The organism is Pseudomonas agronomica, from assembly GCF_025917275.1.
Classification (GTDB): Bacteria; Pseudomonadota; Gammaproteobacteria; order Pseudomonadales; family Pseudomonadaceae; genus Aquipseudomonas; species Aquipseudomonas agronomica.
The window spans coordinates 1-2,787 of record NZ_JAOSHO010000599.1 but is presented as its reverse complement, the minus strand read 5'-3'; the positions used below and the strand labels follow the sequence as shown (position 1 = coordinate 2,787).

The window sequence follows — 2,787 nt, the reverse complement described above, 5'->3', positions numbered from 1 at the left end:
GGTTTTGGGTTGCCTGGGCTGACGCCTTCGCGAGCAGGCTCGCTCCCACATGGATTTGCAGTGGCCACACAAAATCGGCAGGCACAAAAAAGCCCCGACTCATCAGAGCCGGGGCTTTTTGTTGAAGCGCTACAACAGCTTAGCCGTTGAACACGTCATCCACGCTCTTGAGCGGGTAGTTCTTCGGGTACGGCAGGGTTGCAACACCCGTCTCGATGGCGGCCTTGGCCACGGCGTCGGAGATCAGGGTGATCAGGCGCGCGTCCATTGGTTTCGGGATGATGTACTCACGACCGAATTCCAGCTTGATGCCGCCGTAGGCGTCGCACACTTCCTGCGGTACCGGCAGCTTGGCCAGTTCACGCAGGGCGTTGGCGGCAGCGACTTTCATTTCTTCGTTGATGCGCTTGGCGCGAACGTCCAGGGCACCACGGAAGATGAACGGGAAGCCCAGTACGTTGTTGACCTGGTTCGGGTAGTCCGAACGGCCGGTGGCCATGATCACGTCGTCGCGGGTTGCGTGAGCCAGCTCCGGGGAGATTTCCGGATCCGGGTTCGAGCAGGCGAACACGATCGGGTTCGGCGCCATGCGCAGCAGGTTTTCCGCGCTCAGCAGGTTCGGGCCCGACAGGCCGACGAACACGTCGGCGCCGTCCAGCGCGTCCGCCAGGGAGCGCTTGTCGGTGGCGTGGGCGAACACGGCCTTGTACTGGTTCAGGTCGTCACGGCCGGAGTGGATCACGCCGGTACGGTCAACCATGAAGATGTTTTCGATCTTGGCGCCCATGCTCACCAGCAATTTCATGCAGGAGATGGCCGCAGCGCCAGCACCCAGGCAGACGATCTTGGCTTCCGGCAGGGTTTTGCCAGCGATTTCCAGGGCGTTGATCATGCCGGCCGCGGTCACGATCGCGGTACCGTGCTGGTCATCGTGGAAAACCGGGATGTCGCACTGTTCGATCAGGGCGCGCTCGATCTCGAAGCACTCAGGTGCCTTGATGTCTTCCAGGTTGATGCCGCCGAAGGTGATGGAGATGCGCTTGACGGTGTCGATGAAGGCTTGCGGGCTTTCGGAGTCGACTTCGATGTCGAACACGTCGATACCGGCGAAACGCTTGAACAGAACACCCTTGCCTTCCATGACCGGCTTGGAAGCCAGTGGGCCGAGGTTACCCAGGCCGAGAATCGCGGTGCCATCGGAAATGACTGCAACCAGGTTGCCCTTGCCGGTGTACTTGTAGGCCAGTTCAGGGTCGCGAGCGATTTCGCGGACCGGTTCGGCTACGCCGGGGCTGTAGGCCAGCGACAGGTCGCGGGCAGTAGCGGTGGCCTTGGTGAGCTCGACACTCAGCTTACCCGGACGAGGATTAGCGTGATATTCGAGAGCGGCAGTTTTCAGATCAGACATGTGGGCATTCCGCTTTTTACTGTGTTGGACAGACGGACCGCCGAGGATACGCGCCTCGCAAAGTCCCTACAAGACTGACCAGTCACTCCTGTCAAGCGCCCTGCCCTACGACTTTGGACCAAGAGCAGCGAAACACAAGGGCTTGATGCATACAATTGGCAACGAAAATGTCTACAATATTTTTTGTCAAAGTACCGGTTGCAACATCGCCGGATCGGTCACCGGCAGCATCCATCGCGCCTGCCCGGGCTTGGCCGCCCCGCGCCGGGAACGATCGACGACCCAGCCGCGCGCCTCGATCGTCCGGCCTTCCAGGTGCTTGAGCATCGAGGCGTCAAAGTTCCGCTGAAGATTGGGGGCAATGTGCAAGACAACCGCTCCCTGCATTTCTATCCAGATGCCGCCGCGATTGCGCTGCACGCTGTCTACACGACCACGGACCAACGCAAAACCGCCCGTATTGATTTGCTCAGCTCGCATGATCGGAGACTTCTTCCATATCCCGAGCCCGGCTTGTCGTGCCTGACGTTCGGCCGCCTGCTGACACTCGACCAGGTCGACATTGGGCGCGACGGCCACCAGGAAGCCCAGCCCATCGGCAATCAGTTGCTCTTCCAGGTTGCGGCCCTGGCGGTCATAGACGTGGGCGAGCGTGCGCCCGTAATCGTCCTGATCATCTTCACCGGGCGATACCTTGACCCGGCCGGCACTGGCAGCCACCAGCGCCTCGAGTCGCTGGCGCGCCGCCACGGCGAACGGTTCGTCTGCACGCCCGCGCTTGCCCAGCTCCGGGCTGTTGAGGCCGATCATGCGGATGCGACGGCCGTCCTGGAGATACAACGTGTCGCCGTCCACCACACGCTGCACAGCCACTTCAGGCAGCTCGCCCGGCAGGGGGCAGGACGCCTGGGCACCACAGAACCAAATCGCAGGCACAAAAAAGGCGCCCACAAGGGACGCCTTTTTCATTAGCCTGGAATAGCCGGAACGACTTTCCAAGATAATCAGCCTTAGGCTTTCTTGGCGCCGAAAGCACCGAAACGATCGGCGAACTTCTGAACGCGGCCGCCGGTATCCAGAGTCTTTTGCTTACCGGTGTAGAACGGGTGGCATTCGTTGCAAACGTCGATCGCCAGGGCTTTGCCGTAGGTCGAACGAGTTTCGAACTTGTTGCCGCAGCTGCAGGTTACAGCCACAACTGGATAGTCTGGATGGATATCGGTTTTCATGGTGTTTTCCTCAGGCTAGCGTGCCGCCACCCAACACTATTGTTGAATACCGCACGTAATTAGGCCGCGGATTCTACCAGACAACATTAATCGCGCAAGCTACAACTTGTACCAACCGTCTGCTAGGCTCGCGCCCTCAAGCACAATCCC

The 2,787-nt window shown here is 60.2% G+C and carries 3 protein-coding genes; all 3 read right to left on the bottom strand.

The features are described 5' to 3' along the window. Window positions 1–139: 139 nt before the first annotated feature. A complete protein-coding gene (locus OC610_RS25030; RefSeq protein ID WP_264431700.1) occupies window positions 140–1,408 on the bottom strand; it encodes a malic enzyme-like NAD(P)-binding protein in 1,269 nt (422 codons plus the stop codon). Between the two features lie 186 nt (window positions 1,409–1,594). Then, entirely contained in the window at window positions 1,595–2,377 is a 783-nt protein-coding gene (locus OC610_RS25025; protein WP_264431701.1) for a thermonuclease family protein, read from the bottom strand. Window positions 2,378–2,418: 41 nt separating this feature from the next. Then, a complete protein-coding gene (rpmE, locus tag OC610_RS25020) occupies window positions 2,419–2,637 on the bottom strand; it encodes a 50S ribosomal protein L31 (RefSeq protein ID WP_030140995.1) in 219 nt (72 codons plus the stop codon). Window positions 2,638–2,787: the final 150 nt, after the last annotated feature.

Excerpts from the sequence above, each read along its gene's own strand:
- rpmE (WP_030140995.1), bottom strand. The coding sequence starts at position 2,637 with ATGAAAACCGATATCCATCCAGACTATCCAGTTGTGGCTGTAACCTGC.
- OC610_RS25025 (WP_264431701.1), bottom strand. The coding sequence starts at position 2,377 with ATGAAAAAGGCGTCCCTTGTGGGCGCCTTTTTTGTGCCTGCGATTTGG.
- OC610_RS25030 (WP_264431700.1), bottom strand. The coding sequence starts at position 1,408 with ATGTCTGATCTGAAAACTGCCGCTCTCGAATATCACGCTAATCCTCGT.